The sequence below is a fragment of the Nocardia noduli genome (genome assembly GCF_019038455.1).
Taxonomy (GTDB): Bacteria; Actinomycetota; Actinomycetes; order Mycobacteriales; family Mycobacteriaceae; genus Nocardia; species Nocardia noduli.
On record NZ_JAFMPL010000069.1, the window covers coordinates 1 to 16921 of the forward strand.

The 16921-nt window shown below is 64.7% G+C and carries 19 protein-coding genes and 1 pseudogene; 9 read left to right on the forward strand and 11 right to left on the reverse strand.

The window, feature by feature from the left end; genetic code table 11:
• Window positions 1-194: 194 nt before the first annotated feature.
• Window positions 195-1466, reverse strand: a complete 1272-nt coding sequence (locus JZ792_RS28045) for an MFS transporter (RefSeq protein WP_216915036.1) — start codon at window positions 1464-1466, stop codon at window positions 195-197.
• A gap of 414 nt (window positions 1467-1880) precedes the next feature.
• Between JZ792_RS28045 and JZ792_RS28050 the strand changes: the two genes are divergently transcribed.
• Together JZ792_RS28050 and JZ792_RS28055 are read left to right on the forward strand one after the other, a co-directional pair.
• Window positions 1881-2141 (forward strand): hypothetical protein, encoded by a 261-nt coding sequence (locus JZ792_RS28050; protein WP_216915038.1) that lies wholly within the window; start codon window positions 1881-1883, stop codon window positions 2139-2141.
• A 168-nt stretch (window positions 2142-2309) separates the two neighbouring features.
• Window positions 2310-2717, forward strand: a complete 408-nt coding sequence (locus JZ792_RS28055; RefSeq protein WP_216915040.1) for a VOC family protein — start codon at window positions 2310-2312, stop codon at window positions 2715-2717.
• A gap of 131 nt (window positions 2718-2848) precedes the next feature.
• On the opposite strand, the gene JZ792_RS28060 is transcribed toward JZ792_RS28055, so the two are convergent.
• A complete protein-coding gene (locus tag JZ792_RS28060; protein ID WP_216915042.1) occupies window positions 2849-3166 on the reverse strand; it encodes a hypothetical protein in 318 nt (105 codons plus the stop codon).
• Between the two features lie 408 nt (window positions 3167-3574).
• Here JZ792_RS28060 and JZ792_RS43260 point away from each other — a divergent pair.
• Together JZ792_RS43260 and JZ792_RS42240 are read left to right on the forward strand one after the other, a co-directional pair.
• Window positions 3575-3688 (forward strand): annotated as a pseudogene (locus JZ792_RS43260) (MucR family transcriptional regulator); the annotation flags it as partial.
• A gap of 3 nt (window positions 3689-3691) precedes the next feature.
• Complete coding sequence (locus JZ792_RS42240; RefSeq protein WP_254190469.1) at window positions 3692-3868, forward strand: hypothetical protein; 177 nt, start codon at window positions 3692-3694, stop codon at window positions 3866-3868.
• A 454-nt stretch (window positions 3869-4322) separates the two neighbouring features.
• Here the strand turns inward: JZ792_RS42240 and JZ792_RS28070 are convergent, their stop codons facing one another.
• Complete coding sequence (locus JZ792_RS28070; protein WP_216915044.1) at window positions 4323-4631, reverse strand: helix-turn-helix domain-containing protein; 309 nt, start codon at window positions 4629-4631, stop codon at window positions 4323-4325.
• 479 nt (window positions 4632-5110) lie between these two features.
• Between JZ792_RS28070 and JZ792_RS28075 the strand changes: the two genes are divergently transcribed.
• Together JZ792_RS28075 and JZ792_RS28080 are read left to right on the forward strand one after the other, a co-directional pair.
• On the forward strand, window positions 5111-5554 hold the full coding sequence (locus JZ792_RS28075) for a hypothetical protein (protein ID WP_216915046.1): 444 nt from the start codon (window positions 5111-5113) through the stop codon (window positions 5552-5554).
• A 177-nt stretch (window positions 5555-5731) separates the two neighbouring features.
• Window positions 5732-6025 carry a hypothetical protein gene (locus tag JZ792_RS28080; RefSeq protein WP_216915048.1) on the forward strand — a complete coding sequence of 98 codons (294 nt, stop codon included), beginning with the start codon at window positions 5732-5734 and terminating at the stop codon, window positions 6023-6025.
• Window positions 6026-6168: 143 nt separating this feature from the next.
• Here JZ792_RS28080 and JZ792_RS28085 read toward each other — a convergent pair whose 3' ends face one another.
• The 6 genes from JZ792_RS28085 to JZ792_RS28110 form a co-directional block, all read right to left on the reverse strand.
• Window positions 6169-6648, reverse strand: coding sequence for a hypothetical protein (locus JZ792_RS28085; RefSeq protein WP_216915050.1), 480 nt, complete (start codon window positions 6646-6648; stop codon window positions 6169-6171).
• A gap of 13 nt (window positions 6649-6661) precedes the next feature.
• Window positions 6662-6853 (reverse strand): hypothetical protein, encoded by a 192-nt coding sequence (locus JZ792_RS28090; RefSeq protein WP_216915052.1) that lies wholly within the window; start codon window positions 6851-6853, stop codon window positions 6662-6664.
• 207 nt (window positions 6854-7060) lie between these two features.
• Window positions 7061-7291: a hypothetical protein gene (locus JZ792_RS28095; RefSeq protein ID WP_216915054.1), complete on the reverse strand. Its 231-nt coding sequence runs from the start codon at window positions 7289-7291 to the stop codon at window positions 7061-7063.
• On the reverse strand, window positions 7288-7485 hold the full coding sequence (locus JZ792_RS28100; RefSeq protein WP_216915115.1) for a hypothetical protein: 198 nt from the start codon (window positions 7483-7485) through the stop codon (window positions 7288-7290). Before JZ792_RS28100 ends, JZ792_RS28095 begins: the two co-directional genes overlap by 4 nt.
• Complete coding sequence (locus JZ792_RS28105) at window positions 7482-7757, reverse strand: hypothetical protein (protein ID WP_216915056.1); 276 nt, start codon at window positions 7755-7757, stop codon at window positions 7482-7484. Before JZ792_RS28105 ends, JZ792_RS28100 begins: the two co-directional genes overlap by 4 nt.
• Window positions 7758-8100: 343 nt before the next feature.
• Complete coding sequence (locus JZ792_RS28110) at window positions 8101-8847, reverse strand: GntR family transcriptional regulator (protein ID WP_216915058.1); 747 nt, start codon at window positions 8845-8847, stop codon at window positions 8101-8103.
• A gap of 11 nt (window positions 8848-8858) precedes the next feature.
• Here JZ792_RS28110 and JZ792_RS28115 point away from each other — a divergent pair, with 11 nt between their 5' ends.
• Window positions 8859-10016: a DUF1152 domain-containing protein gene (locus JZ792_RS28115; protein WP_216915060.1), complete on the forward strand. Its 1158-nt coding sequence runs from the start codon at window positions 8859-8861 to the stop codon at window positions 10014-10016.
• Window positions 10017-10415: 399 nt separating this feature from the next.
• Here the strand turns inward: JZ792_RS28115 and JZ792_RS28120 are convergent, their stop codons facing one another.
• Both JZ792_RS28120 and JZ792_RS28125 read right to left on the reverse strand, forming a co-directional pair.
• Entirely contained in the window at window positions 10416-11279 is an 864-nt protein-coding gene (locus tag JZ792_RS28120; RefSeq protein ID WP_216915062.1) for a phosphotransferase, read from the reverse strand.
• The gene (locus tag JZ792_RS28125; RefSeq protein ID WP_308165492.1) at window positions 11276-12667 is read right to left on the reverse strand and encodes a UDP-N-acetylmuramoyl-tripeptide--D-alanyl-D-alanine ligase; all 1392 of its coding nucleotides are present in this window, start codon (window positions 12665-12667) and stop codon (window positions 11276-11278) included. The genes JZ792_RS28120 and JZ792_RS28125 overlap by 4 nt, the downstream gene beginning before the upstream one ends.
• A 382-nt stretch (window positions 12668-13049) precedes the next feature.
• On the opposite strand from JZ792_RS28125, the gene JZ792_RS28130 reads away from it, so the two are divergent.
• Window positions 13050-14357 (forward strand): helix-turn-helix domain-containing protein, encoded by a 1308-nt coding sequence (locus JZ792_RS28130; protein WP_216915066.1) that lies wholly within the window; start codon window positions 13050-13052, stop codon window positions 14355-14357.
• A 567-nt stretch (window positions 14358-14924) separates the two neighbouring features.
• The gene (locus tag JZ792_RS28135) at window positions 14925-15566 is read left to right on the forward strand and encodes an NAD-dependent epimerase/dehydratase family protein (protein ID WP_308165493.1); all 642 of its coding nucleotides are present in this window, start codon (window positions 14925-14927) and stop codon (window positions 15564-15566) included.
• Window positions 15567-16921 lie beyond the last annotated feature (1355 nt).

Sequence of the window (16921 nt, forward strand, 5' to 3'; positions counted from 1 at the left end):
GGATGTGTGGATGGGGGGATGTGGGGCGGTGGCAGATCGGCGGTGTCGGTAGGTTTAGACCTCATTGGCCGCAGCCGAATCCGCTTCCCATACCTGGGCCGGGACCACCCGACCGAGGCCGCGCTCCGCACCTCGGGCGGGGCGTCGACGACCGCACTGCGCTGCCGGTAGTGGTCACATATTCCGAAGTTGCGTTATCGGTTGCTCGATGATTCTTCGAGTCGGGCGTGGCGGAACTGCGATCCGGTCAAGCCCAGAGCTGCTGCGGCGATTCCGGCGACGACGATCCAGAGTGTTGGGCGTTGGCCGCACCAGAGAGCGAGTGCACCGCCCAGTGGTGCGCCGATGACCAACGCGGCACGGTTCATCGACCTGATGGTGGCGCGCATCCGGCCCATCAGCCGGTCCGGTGTCACCGACTGGCCGTATGCCATTTCCAGTGGAGAGTCGATTCCGACCGACAGCCAGAACACGAATTGTCCGGCACACAACACGAGGGCACCGCCTGCCCCGCTGTGTGCCAGCGGGATCGACGCGTACCCGACAACCGCGAGCCAGCGGCCCAGGATGATCGCTTTCCCGATCCCCAGCCGGGTTCCCAGTCCGACTGCGATCGAGGAACCCACGACTGCGCCGACTCCGCCGACGGCCAGGGTCAGCCCGTATATCGCGGCATCGAATCCCAGGTCCGAGACGACGAACACCACGTAGATCGTCGCCACCATCGACGTGCACAGGAACCACGCGTGTGTCGCCCAACTCAGCGGGGCGAGCATCCGGTGTCGATAGACCCACCGCAGTCCTTCTCGTAGTTCGCTACCCATGTCTCGGGGCGGTGGTTGCGCCGGTATCGCTCGTTCGGCGACCCGCAGGCGTGTGATCACGACACCGGAGATCAGGTAGGACACCGCGTCGATCAGAATAGCTGCGGGTGCGCCGAGCAGCTTGATCAACAGCCCCGCACCGACTTGACCGCCGACCTGGGCGACCGCTGCTGATTGTTCGAGGCGGGCGTTGGCCCGGGTGAGCAGCGGCGGGGGAACCAGGTTCGGCAGTAACGACTGGTGGGCGACGTCGTAGGCCAGCGACACCGCACCGAAAACCAGCACCAGGCCGACCAGCAGCGGCATCGTCAACACCTGCACCGCCGCCGCGAGCGGGATCAGCGCCAGCACCGCGGCCCGGATGAAATCCGCGGCGACCACGACCGGTTTGCGTCGGTACCGGTCGATCAACACCCCCGCGACCAGACCGAACAATAGGTACGGCAACCATTGAGCCGCGCGCAGTACACCCAACTCGAAACTCGACGCGCCCAGAGTCAGCAGCGCGAGCAGTCGCAGGGCTTGAGCGGTGATATAGGTCCCGAAGATCGACACACCATCGGCGAACCAGAACCACCCGAAACCCGGCACCGCCAGCAGCGGGTACCGAGAACGCGATCGGACGACATCTTCCGCCGACACTCGACCCCCCTTCTCGTACACGAGATCAACCCTGCCAGAACGCAGTACACCAGCCACCCGGTTCCGACACGTGTGCCTCCGATGAACCCGCCGACCTTCGGACACGCGACCGTGCCCGCCAGCCCCCGGCCCGGACCGAGCAGGTGCCCGTTCGGACACGCCCGTGGGGACGGCTCGACCCACCCGCCGTCGCGCACCCGGTACAGCCTGCCGGGCTCGACCCGGCGGCCGCCGACGAAGTACTCCGGCACCCATGAATCGCACATGTGTTCGAATAATAGACCGATGGGTCCGCTATCCGGTGGGGGCGACGCGGGAGCGATCTCGGGAGCCGCCGCGTGCTGGGCCGCTACGCTCACCTGACCGCGAGGACGACCGAATCGGCGCGGCAGGATCGATAGGGGAGGGGGAACTTTGGTGATTCCGAGATACGAATTCGCCTGCACCTGCCTGGTCGGACGCCACCCCACGCCGACCTGCCCGTACAAAGCTATGGCGTCGGCCTCGGCCTGGAACAGGACCGCCAGCGACATCGACTACCGCACTCGCATGCTCCGGCGGCAGTGGGAACGCGACGGCCTGGCCGCCCCGGAGGAAGCCAACCCATGGCGGTTCCGCTGGTGGTGGATCCCGCTGGGCCTGACCGTGTGGATCGCGCTGATAATTCTGATCTGACCTGCGCTATGTCCGGTTTTCGACACCAAAATGTCCTCCGGACTTAGATATTTCTCGTCAGGTGGATGCCGGGATACCTCGCTGTCGGCCAACCGATCTGTGCGCGCGGTAGTGCGCGCACAGCGGCATGTGCGGATAGTCGGGGCGGCCAGGCCGTAGGCTTCCTCGGTGCATCTAGAGCTCATTGCGATTATCGTTGAGGAGTACGACTCGGCCATCGAATTCTTCGTTGAGGCACTCGGTTTCGACCTCATCGAAGACTCACCGTCGCTGACCAACGATGGACGTCCCAAGCGGTGGGTTGTCGTTCGCCCACCTAACTCGGCGACGGGAATCCTGCTCGCACAAGCAGACGGGGAAAAGCAACGCCTCGCTATCGGCGACCAAGCCGCTGGTCGGGTCGGCTTTTTCCTGCGAGTCACCGACTTCGCCGCGGCCTACCGACGGATGGTCGAAGCTGGTATGAAGTTCGAGACCGAGCCTCGCACCGAAACGTACGGTCAGGTCGCCGTCTTCACCGACATCTCGGGCAATCGATGGGACCTACTGGGTCCGCCGGAATCCGCACTGCTGTAGTTTCCCCGCCTCCGGCTTCTCGTTGGCCGGTCCGGTCAGCGCTGTCAGCGGGAATACCGGATGTTCGTGAGGCGCCGAGCTGCTGTCACAAAACGTGGCAACACCCAGCTGCCGGTTGTGTCGTTGCCACGCTAGCTCGTCGCGGGCTCACTCGCCTCGGGCCGGTGCTGCCGTTGGCTCAGCACGAGCGCGCCCGCTGCCAGCAGGTAGAACGGCGACGGGAGCAGCAAATCCCATCCCGCCGTGTCGTTGTGCTCGAGCGCCTTCATCCCGAGATATCCGTCTACCGTGCCGAGAACGGCCAGAATTCCTGCGGCCCAGCGTGTTCCGCGCCGGACATGCCTGCGCGGCAGCGCGAAGACGACTGCGGGCAGCAGCACCACAAGGCCGGACTCTGCGACGAATACGAGCAATTGCTCAAGCAGCGGCCGCGCCGGCAGGTAGCCCACCCCGACGACGGTCTCTGAGACGACTACCGTGGCCTCGCTGTGGTCCGCCCCGGCGTCACTGTCGGGCAGCTCCGGGAAGTGCGCATATACCACCCGTGGTAATGCGACCAAGACCAAGGTCGCCACGCGCCAGCAGGTGACACAGCGCCACCACCGCCCCAGCGACACCACCATGCCTCCATCCCCTCCGACCGAGCTCTGCGCGGGCGACGCTACCCGCGCAGCCCATCCGCGGCGAAATCCGGCCGCGTCTTCGGCCGGAAACCCACAAGCCGACAACGGATCCCGTCCGAAGGCATGCCGGGATGACGAAGATGGAGTGCTGCAGACCGCGAACGCCCGGGACACCAGAGCTACGGCACCCGGAGCTGCCAGCGAGAACTACGGGATCGTTCCCGACATCCGGTCACCTGCCTGATCTGCGGTCGTCGGTTCCGATCGCTGGGGCCGCACCTGTTTCGCGCCCATCAGATCAGCGCCACGCAATATCGGGCCGAGCACCACCTGCCCGCCACGACCGTGCTCATGGGCGCCGAGACCCGCGAGGTCCTCGCTGCGGCCCAGCTCGCCGAGGTCGCCGAGAATCCGGATCGGCTGACAGCGATGAGGGACGCGACACCGCCTCTCGCCGAACTCGCACGCCGATCCGCCGAAGCCCGCGCGCACCGACCACCTCGCCGCAGTCCGCGCGGCCCGCCGTGACGGAGCGCGGCGCACACTCCCCGCCGCGCAGCAGGCCCGCCGGGAAGCCCTGCTCACACAGTTACGCGCGGCCGGATTCGACTCGATCACCGAAGCAGTGGAGGCCACCGCCCACCTGTCCAGCCGCGCGGCCGCCCAACGCCTCGGAGTCGGCGCCACCACCATCAAACGGTGGCGCAAGCCGCCGAACTGAACTGAACGTCGAGTCGCCGTCGGCCAAACCAGAAACCTGCCGTTTAACAGTCTCGACGTGGGCATGCTCGCCTCCGAACCCGTTGATTAAGAGTCAGCTGCTCCTCAACCCATCAGTCCTGTGATGACCGTGGCCAATGCTGCCAGTCAGGATTTGAGAGAGAGCTGGCTTGGAGCACGGTCATCTGATCATGCTGGATGTTGATCCGGACGTGATCGGCGTTGTCTCGCATCGGGGCCGGTCCACCACTCGATGGTTGGCTCAGGCGTGATTGTTGCGCTTGGGCGCTCGGCTGGTGGATTCGAGGTGCTGTTCGGCGTTGGCGAGTAGGGCCGAGGGTGTTGTTTTCAGCGCTGAGGCTAGGTCCCACAGTCGATCGATTTGTATGCTGCTGTTGCCCAGTTCGATACGGGCGATGACTGGTCTGGACACGCCCGATGCGGCGGCCAGTTCGTCTTGGCTCAGTTCGGCCGCTTCGCGGGCTCGTCGAATCGCCGCGCCGACCGCATCCCGCCTCATCTTGCGCACCTTCCTTTGCTGCGGAGACAGCGAGGCTTCTGGTACGGGCATGGCCGAATCATCGCACGGCATGCCTCGGTGGAGGCCCCGCTGGCGGCGGAGAGCGGACCACATATCGGAGCATATCGTATCGCATGCGATACAAAAACCATGTGAAAGATAGTGACACGCGAACCGGAATGCGCTGTCCTGGATATGGGAGATGCGAGGCTGTGGCGTCATCCGTTCGGGCCGCTATAGTCGCGTCCCGTCACCATCTTCAACGCTCGAACGACCGACACGCGCGAAATTGTCGACGGCAGGTGTGAGTGTTCTGCCAGAGGCGCAGCCGTTCCTCTTCGTTGCCGATGTGCAGGTACGACAGATCTAGCCCCAACAGTGCCGCCATGCTGACTGGAAGCAACGGCAGTGCGGCGTCCATCAAGACAGCTGTCAGTTCATCCGGGGACCTGAGCGAATGGGGCTCGCGTCTCCGGTCGGCGAGATCCTGTGGCCATCGCTGTCGCAGGTTCGAGACTCAGGAGACCACCATGGAGAATCAGGCCGAACCCAGCGACCCGGACCTGCGTCGACTTATCCTGCGCAATCTGAAGGAGTGGACAGCGGCACTCGGCGTGAAACCCGCTGCGGTGCCGGTCTGGCAGTTTCCTTTGCGCGCTTTCGAAATTGCTGCCGAGATGGCTGGAACCGAGTCGGAACCGAACCCGAACCCGATGTCTGCCGAGTTGTGCCTGGAACTGCTGGCCTATACACCCATCCGGCTGCGCAGCTGTGACGGAGTCGAAATCACTACCAGCGTCGAAGCATTGGCCGCCGACGCCGGATCGACCCTGATCGAAGCGATCGCCGATTTCGAGAACGAACGCGACAACGGTGACCTCCGCTGGGAGCAAGGAGATTCCGACGGTGTGCATGTGTCCGCGACCATCAGAGGCCGTGAGACGCAAGCCACGAACGCGGCATCCAAAACGTGACCGGCTGCTTCGCTCGAAGCAACGCTCGAAAACCTGCGCGCGGATCACATCCGCCGCCACGGCAACGGACTGCCGATACGCCGGACCTGCCCAGCCCGTCGCGACGACCTTCACCGTGACTACGGGACCTCGTTCTACCCTGAAACAGAAACGTCGATCCGATGGAGGAAACAACCAATGGACCCCTGGGTTGACGGGGAATCAGATCGTGGCGAGCAACTCCGTGCCGAACTGTTCGCAGCCTACGGTCCTGACTGGCCGTTCCGATTCACAGAGAACCTGCGATTCGACCCCGATGCCGAGCCCGTCGACTTCGCGCCGCCTGACGAGGGCGTTGTCGTCGTCAGGAAGATATTCCTGCGGCTACCGATGGAAGCGGACGAGAAGTTCAAGAGTCTCGGTCGCCGCGAAAACCGGACTCCCAGTGAGATTGCGTCGACTTGGATCGCCGAGCGACTTGCCGACGAGTGATCACCGACGCTGCGAAGATGTGGTGCCGTAGTCTGCACCGCCTTTGAGCGGATGCGTCACTGTGGACACCGAGCCACGGCCGCCGAGCCCTCGGGCAATCTCAATATTTCGTGGTGATCGCGTGTGACAAGTCCCCGGACGCGCTACTCCCGCAGCGCGCCCGTCGGCCAGATAATGGTCACAGGCACTCCGCAGGTGCGGGCCAGCTCCACAACCGAACCCGTGCCGCCTCCTTGGCCGGTTTCACCGTCCCACACCGCCACCAGTTCAGCGATGCTTTCCAGGACCGCTTCGTTGGCGGCTTCGTAGGCTTGGCGACCGGCATCGTCGAAGTCCATCACGCGTACCTTCGCCGCTCGGGCGATGAGATCGTCGAACTCCGCAGCGTGGCCGGGCTTCACCTTCACGGCCCGGTAGTTCCGCGATGGCAACACCACCTCGAGTTGGCCTCCCACGTCGAGCACTGCCCGCGCGAACACGCTGTCGGCTCCGCGGGCGAGGCATGACACCCCTGTCAGCTCGTCGGCTCCGTAGGAGGTCACCAATTCGCGCACCGCCGCATACACCTGAACCGCAGTGGCCTCGGTGATGTTCATGTGTCCGGTGACACCGATACGCACCATGCTGTCTGCTCCTCTATGCCATGGCTGCGACCAGTGGCCGCATCCGTTCCCTGAGTTCGGCGACCGCGGGGATTTTGACGAAGTCGCCGGTGCAGTTGTAAACGGCGGTGAGTTTCTTGGCGACGCGGTCGGAAGCGGTCTGCTCAGTCACCGTCAACGCGGCGTGCCCGACACGGCGCGCTTCTACGTCCTCGCCCTGGATCAATCGGGCGAGCGATAGCGCCGCCTGGGATGCGTGAACGAGCCCATCACATTTGGGAAGGGTCGCGTCGGGAACGGTCGCCGTCGGTGATGAGCGCAACTAGGACATGCTCGATATCGATGCCATCTCTCCCGGCGGCGGATGCGTGTGTTCGGCGTGCACGAGAAGCTGCTCGAGTCGTGGGGTTCGCCTTACGTCTCGCCGCCTATTTCAAGCACGCGGGAAATTGTCTGCCGAGGTTTCGATCTCGATGTCTCGCACAGTGATTGCCCCGATGTCCACAACTCGACCGCCGATCTCAGCGAGCCCGGGCGGTGCCAGAAGATGGAGAACGGCCGGGTCGATCGATTCCTGCCATCCGCACTCGTTGACGATCGACCATGATCCGTCCTCGTGATGGACGAACCCCGCGGGGGCGTGATCGTCGAAGTCCGCGCTCACCGTGTACGCCCCGAGTCCGGCTTGAGTTTGCCGCTGTCGACCAACGTGGAGTGCGCGGTTGTCTTGGCCGCGCACTCGCCGACGACGCACTCGAGGTGCACCTGCATGGCGTGGTGTGCTGCGCGGATGTTCGACCCTGGCCAGTCGGTGTTGCTGCAATCGAGCTTGGCGAGCAACTCCTCGGTCGCCGTCATCTGTATGCCTCGCTCGCCACTGGGGGTATCTGGTATTTCCTGTATGTCGGCGACCGGATGACAGCTCGCCCGTTGAGGGTTATGGAGTACGCGGCGGGCTCGTTGCTCGTTCCGCGGGCGAGTCCGGTATAGATCAGACGTTCGATAGCCGCGCCCGCCGGAACGGCGTCGAGGCCGGTTCTGTCGCAAATATCGTGTGCCGTGAGCGCCTGTCGAGCACCCAGGGTGAACAGCGCGCTGAGCACGATTGCTTGTGGCTCGCTGAGTGCCATCATGTGCCCCCTTCGGTTCGTTGGTTTTTCCAGGCGTCGAGCCCTACGGCGTCCCGACGCCGGGAAGTATCTGCGGCTGCCCAGGTCGGCAGCGCGAGTGCGACGCGGCGAGTCAGTTCGACTCGTTCGGCGGAGGCCGGGCGGCACGGCGGGGCGATCGGGATTCGACTCGGTAGTGCTTTCGATGGCTTCATGGGCGGTCCTTGAGATCCGTCTACGTGTCTTTCCTGCAAGCTCTGGCGGGGCGAGCCTCGCGGCCACAAGTGAACTATGACAGAACATATCAAAGTGTCATAGGACAGTTGGGGAATCGTGTCAGAATTACGCCTGACGGGTATTCAATTCAAAGAATTACTGGATACTCTTGCCTGAACGCCCAAAGCTCCGGCGGGTAGACGGCTTCGTCGAACTGGATCGGTCTGTCGTTCGTGTCGTAGACTGTTAGCCAGTAGACAAGCGCCGCAGCATGTTCGGGCATCGACAGCATGTGACGCTCATCCTCTGTTGCCGCACGGGCGCACACCTGATCTCTGGCGTAGGCCGACCGGATACCGAGCGCCTGCGAGAGATAGCGGACCGTTCCGCCTCGTAGCCGCTCCGGGATCAACAGGCGGGGAGCCACTTCCGCCATCGATGACGCGAACCATGAGGTCGACAGCTCGACCGGACCGTTGACGCCGCTTTCGATCACCCGCTGGCGCTGGATCACGTCGGAACCAAGGGTGAGTCCCAGACCGGCCGCCACATGCGCGGGTGCACGAACGATTCCGACGAACGGGAACCGGACCGACTCCGAGTCGGAATACATCGTGCCCTGTGCCGCCGCGCGTTCGTATCGCTCCCGCGCTCGGGGCGCGGCCTGCGACGTACGCACGAATGTGCCACTTCCGCGGCGCGACTCGACAAGGCCTTGCTGCCGTAGTGCATCGAGAGCCTTGCTGGCCGTCGGCCGGGCAACATTCCATTGCGCGGCCAGTTCGCGCACCGAGGGAACCTCGGTGCCCGGAACAAGGTCGCCACGCACAATCTGATCCCGGAGATAGCCGGCGATTTGCAGATACTTCGGCAGTATCTCTTCGATCTCGGGCAACGTTCCTCCGGGTGTCCTATGTCGCTGGCCAGTGTACGATCAGGCAGCCCATGACCAGTAAAGCTATCGCCATCGCCGCCGGGGGAGGTGGCGACGTCGTCACTACGTCGGTGCTCGCGCCGAAGTTGCGACACCGATTCGACGTCGCGGCCATCATGAGCTACTCATGGGATCGGCTGATCATCGACCCGACACCTGGACCGCGTGGCGTCGGCGACTTCGACGGCCTGACCCGCCGTCATGAGATGGTCGCCGAGGTCACCGAGTCGGTTCGGCTTCGCGGTCCCGGCCGGTCGACACTGCCATCGCTCGCACCATATTTGGCACAACCACTACTGCTCATGGATCCAGCCGGTGGCGCGATCGGACTCGCGGACCAATTCCGCGCAGCGAGTTCAGGCTTCGGCGCGGACACGCTGATCGTTGTAGATGTCGGCGGCGACATCCTGGCCGAAGGACACGAGGCTGGTCTCCGCAGTCCGTTGGCTGATTCGCTCACACTGGCAGCCGCGGTGCTGTCAGGACTGTCGGTGCATTTGCTTATCGCCGGGGTCGGGCTCGATGGAGAGTTGACGCCGACAGAGCTTCGTGAACTCCTCCGCCGTCACAGTTCGACCGCTGTGGCACAAATCGACGCCGGTGATGCGTCGATGGTGGCCGAGGTATGGAATTGGCACCCGTCTGAGGCCAACGGACTCGTGTGCGTCGCGGCCGAGGGCTGGCGAGGTGTGGTGGAGTCCCAGCGTGATGCGCTCATCGACATCACCGATGACGCGACGTCGGTATACGAAGTCGATGCCTACGGTGTAGCAGCGCGCTCGCTATCAGCTGACCTGTCCGACACGGTCTCGTTGGAGCAAGTGGAGAAGCGTATCCGCGCTCGCCGTGGCTACAGCGATATCGACACCGAACGCGATCGGCTCTCTGTGCGCCGAGAACAGCGGACTCCGTCGATCGACACGATCGACGACATTGACCGATATGCGCAGAGTGCTGGACTCCGCGGTGTCGATGCCTTGACTATCCGGCGTGTCATCGAGCTGACCGGTGCTGGTGGCGTACAGGCTGGAGAGATGCTGCGCGACATGCTCGGGCGGGAGCGACCCGGCAATATGCGGCCACCGCTGTACCTGATACGACCATTGTCATCGACCGATGAATCATTCTGACGCTTACTGTTTCGCGAAAGCTGTCACACCATGGCCGCCACGCCGAGGTCCTCTTCCGCGGCCGCCGCATTCAGTCTCGGCGCAAGACCTTGCGGTTGGTGTGTGGAACGTCGACCATTCTCGCGTGCGGCCCGGTCGCAGCTGCGATAGAAGCGACGCGCAAATGCCTAGAGGCTGTCGGAGAGCCCGCCTGCCTGGCGGTGCACGAGGGGAGTCCGCTCGGACGCTCTACACCGCCCGAGCTGCGGTTTGAAGACGAAAGGGTTTATCGGTGCGGGTTGGCCGAGTTTCGGCACGGCAGTGTGGTATTTCGTGGCTGCGTAGATAGTTTGGTCGGAAGCAGAGTAGTCAGGCTAGACGCTTGGGCAGAGGAGCCAACCGCAACGGGTGTCACCAGCCCTACGGTGCCACCCACCGCCACGGCCGGTTGCCATGCTGACCGCGTAGGCACGCGAGGCGGTAGTCGGCTTGGTGTCGGGCGTGCGCGCTGACAGCAGCGTGTCGGAGCGCGAACAGGCACAGCTCGAGTGATCGGATATCGCGGAGCACGGGGTAGCCGTCCCATCGGGTGACGTCTGCGCCGTAGGCGTCACGGAAGGCATACCAGCGCGCTGATGGGTCGGCGAGGGTGTCGGATTGGAACGCGATCGTGGCTTGGTCCCATTCCGGTGGTCCGATGCAGCAGCGCTCGAGGTCGACCATGTGCCCGCCGTGGGTGGTGGCCACGGTGTTGTGTGGGCTGGGGTCGCCGTGGATCACGCACCACGGTGTGGGCCAGTCGATTTCGTCCCACCGGCGGGCCAGTTGAGTCGCGTGGGTTGTCAGCCATGCTTTGGCTTCGTCGTCGACCAGGGCGCGGGCGATCGGTGCGCTGAAGTCGGGCAGACCGAAGCGTGGCAAACCGAGGTGCGAGGGCACCCGGAGCCGATGCAGTCCGCGCAGCAGCGCTGCGGTCTCGACGGCGTCGACCGGTCCGCCGCCGCCGAGGTCTTCCCAGAACGTCACCGGCCGCCCCGCCACCACCACCGGATCGGGCACCAGCGGCTCGGGAGCGCGAACACGATGGGACCGAAGCCAATCCGCGGCGCGTAACTCGCGAACAGCGATATCGAGCTGCCCACGCTGGAGTACGCGGATCACTGTGTGGTCGTCGGTGCGTAGCATCGCGTTGTCGCGCAACCGGATCGGGCTGATCCGCCGCGCGGGTACGGCAGCGGACACACATGCCCGCCGCGCCAACTCCACAATTTCGACGTCGGTCATGACGGCCGCACCTGCGGTATCGGCATCGCCGCCAAGGCTGCGGCGGTCTCGAACAACGCCGCCGAATTCGCACCCTTGAACAACACCACCTCATCACCGCGCAACGCCGGGGCGAGCACGTCGAGTACCTCGTCGCGGTGGTCGAGTTGGATGACCCGCGCCGCGCCGGCCTCGCGCGCGGCGGAAGCCATCAACCCGGCGTTGTCGACACCGACGGTGATCAATTCACCGATACCCAGCTTCGCCGCGTGACGACCGACCTGCTGGTGCACGGCCGCCGCGATACGGCCGAGTTCACGCATCTCGCCCAAGACCGCGATCGATCGTCGCCCGTCGCCACAGATCGCCGCGAGTGAATCCAGTGCGGCCTCGACACTTTCGGGGCTGGCGTTGAACGCGTCGTTGATGATGGTCACGCCGTCACCGCGCTCGGTCACCTCCATCCGGCTGCCCGAGACCAACCCGACTTCGCCGAGGGCCTGGGCGACTGTGGAGAACGGCACCCCGGCACTCAACGCGAGCGCGGCAGCGGCGAGTGCGTTGGTCAGGTGGTGCTTGCCGACGACTCGCAACCGGACCGGCGCGGACTCGGTCCCGGACCGCAGGACGAACCCGGCGCGGGCCTGTGCATCGAGAGTGACGTCTTCGGCGCGTACGTCGGCTTCGGCGCCGATGCCGAACCAGACCACTCGTGCGGTCGTATGCTCGGCCATCGCCCGTACCAGCGGGTCATCGCCGTTGAGCACCGCGACACCGTCGGCGTCGAGGGCTTCGACCAGTTCGCGTTTGGCTACCGCGATCGCTTCGCGGCTTCCGAATTCGCCCAGATGCGCCGACCCGACACCCAGCACCGCCGCGATGCGCGGTCGCGCGATCCCGGCGAGGTGGCGGATGTGGCCCGCGCCGCGCGCGCCCATCTCCACCACCAGAAAGTCGGTGTCGGGGTGTACGCGCAGCACGGTGTGGGGGAAGCCGATCTCGTTGTTGAACGACCGCTCGGTGGCGACCACGCTGCCGTGGCGGGCCAGGATCTGGGTCAGCAGATCCTTGGTGCTGGTCTTGCCCGCGGACCCGGTGATCGCGAGCACCGTGCCGGTGTAGCGGGCCGCGACCTCCCGTGCCAGGTCACTCATCGCGGTTACGACATCGTCGACGATCACCGACGCCACACCGGTCGGCCGGGTCGCCAGCACCGCGACCGCGCCCGAGGAGATCGCGGCGGAGGCGAAGTCGTGCCCGTCAGCGTGCGCACCGACCAAACACGCGAACAACCCGCCCTCGACCACATTGCGCGAATCGAACGCCGTCGGCGCGCTCACCGTGCGCTGTGGGTCATCGACACCATCGAGGCGCCCGCTCGTGGCGACGGCGACCTCGGTAAGAGTCATCGGGATCATCGGTAGTCCTTTCCTTCATGAGCTCCGCAGCGACGAAAACCGTTGCCGCTGAGTTGATAGCGATACCGGGCGGGTACGGGCGGATACAGCTGTTGGGCCACGATCATGCTCCTTCATCGATATAGATCTGCCATCGACACAGCCGTTCATCCCTCATGCGTCCTGAACTTCGACGTAGCCGACCTATCGGGCCGACCGGGGAAGTGTCACAAGTTCTCTCGCTGGGGATGGGACCGTGTACTACCCATGTCATCGGTGAATGCGTGAGTGAGCACAGTGATCACATACGGCTGTCACAAAGCCTCACCCTTCGCGACCTTCGGGCCTATCGTGGACGGAAACAACAGGGCAAGGTTGAGAGCTGGGTGGGGACATGCTCGAGACAGAACATCCGACCGTGGGCGCACTGCTGGCCCGGGCCCGCCGCGACGCGGGACTGACCCAGGCCGTCGTCGCCAAGCAATGCCGAGTCGATCGCACCTATATCGCGCACGTCGAAGCCGGAAGGGCAGTGCCCGAACGCCGGTTCTGGATCGCCGCCGACGCAGCGGTCCGAGCCGGTGGAGCACTGGTGACCGCCTTCGACACCCATACCGCTCACCAGTTCGCGGTCGGCCCCGCCTTCTCGGCAGCGGTCGACCTGCACCAGCTACCCCTCGACCTGAAGGCGTGGATCGATATGAACCGACGTGAACTGCTGGCCTTCCTCGGCGCGACCGGAACACTGCCCGCCGCCGCCGTGCTGGCCGGACTCGATGACGCATCACGAAGCCGCCTCGGATATGCCCTCGGCGGCAAGGTCGACCAAGCCGCCATCGAACAACTCGAAGCTGTCTGCGAGGTCACCGCCCAACAGTACGAATCCTTCGGCCCCCGCGCTGTCGCCGCGATCCGACGCGGGCAAGCCGAACTGGTCGAGAGTTTGCTTCCGGACTGTCCCGCCAAACTCAAACCGCGCCTGCACGCCGTACGGGCCTCACTGGCGCGGGTCATCGGTTGGCAGGCATACGACTCCGGCGATATGCGTGGCGCAGCCACCCACTACGAAGTTGCCCGCACAGCCGCCGACGCCGCCGCCGACCCAGCACTCACCGCGCTCGTCCTGTGCAACGCCTCCCTCGCCGCCACCCGCGACGGCCGCCCCGGACTCGGCGTCGACCACGCCGCGGCCGCACGCTGGTGGGCGACTCAATCCCACGACCGGCTCCTCACCGCCTACGCCCTGGACATGGCCGCCGAAGCCCACGCCGATCGCGGCGACGCACGCCAATGCCGCAACGCGCTCGACGAAGCCGACGACCTCATCAACGACGCCGAGGCCACCGTGGCGACCTACGTATTCGATCCCGCGATTCACCACGGCTTCCGCTCCGAATGCCTGGTCAAACTCGGCGACCGACAGCCAGCGGTCACCGCCGCACGGCAGTGTGTCGACCTCATCGACCCTGCCTACGCCCTGTCACGCGGTTTCGGCGATATCGGGCTCGCCGCAGCGCTCGCCCAGGCCGGGGAGATCGAGGAATCCGCGCGCATCACCCGCGCCACCGCGACCGTCGCCACCGCGTACGGATCACCCCGCCTCGCCACCGAGGTCCAAGCAAATCGCCACGTCCTCAAAACCGCCGCACCCAACGCAACGGTGGTACGTGAACTCGACGAGTACCTAATTGCGAACACATGAGAACGATCGGCCCAACCAGTCCCGGTAGAGGTCGTGGGTTGAGGGGCGAGCAAATCAAATGACTCTTCGCGCTGATCGTTGAACGATCGACGTCCGGTTGCGCGCCACGCCACCGATATGCGGCACCTTTCGCATTGCTGACCGGCCACACCAGCGATGTTAGGTGATTTCGATTACGCTGCCCGAGCGGGGCTTTCAGCATCTGTGGACCGGCGCGCTTTCGTCCTGAACCGGACGAGGTGCCGGCTGTCGAGTAGTCCTCGAGGTCTTCCTGTGCGGCGAAATCCGAGTAATTCGGTAACGACACCCGCAACGATAGTGCGAGCAACTCTGCGGCGTCGGAAGGCATAGGTCGATACGCGCACGACCATGGCACCGCGTACCAACCGCAGACAGGCGGCTATGCCAGGTGTCCGGTGCAGACCTTCCGCCCGTAGTGCCAGGGCACGACATCGCCCGCCAGTACTATCGGTGCTCCGCCGTCAGGAACCTCGCATTGACAGACCGTTGCCCGCGCTTCCTCGCCCTGTTGGACGCGGTGCAAGCAGCCGGGATCGGGAGACTGGTGTGTTCTCCTCCACCGCGGCCGTCTACGGCGAACCTGCCGAACTGCCGCTGGTCGAGACCTCGCCGACCAATCCGGTCAACACCTACGGCGACACCAAACTCGCCGTCGACCGCGCGATCACCACCTACACCCGAGCGTTCGAGTTCGGGGCGATCTCACTGCGCTACTTCAACGTCGCCGGAGCACACGACTGCGGCGACGGCACCATGATCGGCGAACACCACATACCCGAAACCCATTTGATCCCACTGGCCCTGGACGCCGCACTCGGCCGCATTGACAAACTTTCCCTCTTCGGCGAAGGCTGCCCGACCACCGACGGCACCTGCGTGTGTGACTACATCCACGTCACCGACCTCGCTCGCGCGCACCTGCTCGCCCTCGCCGCCGTCCACCCAGGCGAACACAAGATCTACAACCTCGGCAACGGCTTCGGATTCTCGAACCTCCAAGTAGTACAAGCTATCCGAGAGGTTGCAGCCCTGCCCTTCGAGGTAACGAGTGCGCCCCGGCGAACCCGCCAACCTCTACCTCCTCCGAACGCGCACAACGCGCACTCGGCTGGACACCCCAAAACCCGACATCCGCGAGAACGTCGGCGACGCCCGGCGATTCCACCAATTGCTTCGTTGACCACGTGACAAGAAGTCAGGGTCCAGCTGACCAGCGCCTATCCCGGACCCGAGCCTTCCGATGTCCGCCACCGATCGCTGTCGCGGCCACCACGGTGGTCACCGGAGACGAACTGTGCGCGAAGATCTCGGTGGTAGCCGAATCAATCGAGTCGGTACGTGGCTCCCACTGGTGGTGGAGCGTCGAACGAGAATCTCTCCGGTGCGACCGATTCAGATCCCACAGGGTATTCCGCACAGGCTCAAACAGGCACAAGTGTCGCCGCAGGTCCTGGTCAAGCGTGCCCACGGTCTGAATCGCACGCGATACTACATACAGGTAGATCCTTGTTTTACGACACGCGGCATCAAATCTGACGTGTTTGACGTCGGCGGTGACACGCTGTGTCGCGCAGCTGGGTAGCGGCATTGCTACTCGCACTGGACGTGGAGATTCGGAGGCGCGGCGTTGACGACGGTGGTGGTGAAAGGTGTTGAGAACGATGTTGATCCCGCAGCGGAATCATGGTTGGCGACGACGTCTCTAGCGGGCAATAGCGATGCTGCGCTGAGGTTGTCGCGCGCGGTGTCGCCTCGTCGTCACGGATTCGGGGGTCGTGAGCCGTTGGACTTGGCCGCCGAAGGTATTTGTAAGACAGCTATTCTGGATTTACTGCTCGCTGAGCAAGTGCCCACGCCCGCCGCCGTCGCGACAGCAGTGGCACGGGCGCCTTCACTGGGAGTGCGGCGAGAGCGCCGTCAAGCGCTTCGGCTCCAGGCTGAGCGGTATGTGGGGACCGTGCGTGCCGATCGGGGTGCGCTGGGGGAGGTGATGTCTTCGGCGGTCGCGTTGCACTGGATCGATCACGGGGTTGGGCCGACCTGGCGAGAGGCATGGGAAGCCAAGCCGGTCCTAGACTGGTGGGCAGCCACGGTCGGCGATCCGCCACCGTTCTGGGGGTTCGTGCGAAACCCGGTTTTCGCGATGTTGCACGGCTCGGCTTGGTTGGCCTCCAATCGCGTTACCCGCTCGATGTGTCCGGGGCGTCAGTTCTATGTTCGGTTCTATGGCGACCACGTCTCAGGGAGGTCGGCGCATACTGTGGGACTTGCTGTGGCTCGATCCATCGATAAGTTTCGTCGGCGCAATGACTTTCGAAGTCCGACCTGGGAGGACATGGCGGCGTCGGCGACGGACCCATACGGTGTTCCGTTGTTCTTCAACGTCACCGACGCTCAAGCGCAACAGCGATGGTTGATCACGGAGGGCTGGCTCAGGCTGATGGACGGTGAACTACGCTGCGGCACGCGTGCCCACTCCGAGATTCGGAGCCGGGAAGTACTCGAACACGCTGTTCGGCGACGTCGCAGGGTGAAAGGCCGAG